This is a genomic window from Ensifer sp. NM-2 (genome assembly GCF_003024455.1).
Taxonomy (GTDB): Bacteria; Pseudomonadota; Alphaproteobacteria; order Rhizobiales; family Rhizobiaceae; genus Ensifer; species Ensifer canadensis.
In genome coordinates this window covers 1-469 of record NZ_PVZR01000136.1, presented here as the reverse complement: position 1 = coordinate 469, position 469 = coordinate 1, and the positions used below count along the sequence as shown (strand labels likewise).

Annotated in this window: 1 protein-coding gene; it reads left to right on the top strand. The window is 71.4% G+C overall.

Annotated features, from left to right (window positions below):
• Positions 1-469: LysR family transcriptional regulator (locus C6558_RS39150; RefSeq protein ID WP_146161020.1), on the top strand; the 469-nt coding region annotated here is incomplete at both ends.

The window sequence follows — 469 nt, the reverse complement described above, 5'->3', positions numbered from 1 at the left end:
CGCGGAGACCGGGTCGTTGACCCGCGCGGCCGAGGTGTTGGGGGTGACACAGCAGGCGGTGTCTGCGCGCTTGCGTGCCGCGGAGCAGGCGACCGGTCAGCCGCTGGCGCACCGGACGGCATCCGGGACCGCGCTGACCGACGCCGGCCGGGTGGTGCTCGGTCTCGCCGTCCCGGTGTTGGAGGCCTCCCGGCGGCTTGAAGCAGGCGTCGCCGCGCTGCGGGAACCGGCGGGATCCCTCGTGATCGCAGCGTCGCAGACGATCGCCGAACTCCTGCTGCCCGGATGGCTGCTCACCCACCGTGCTGCCACGCCGGATGCGTCGGTGCGTTTGATCGCGGGGAACTCCGCCGACGTGACCGACCTCGTCCGTTCCGGCGCTGCCGACGTCGGGTTCACGGAGACTCCTGCTGCGCCGATTGGCCTCTCATCGTTGGTGGTCGATGAGGACGAACTCGTGGTCGTCGTC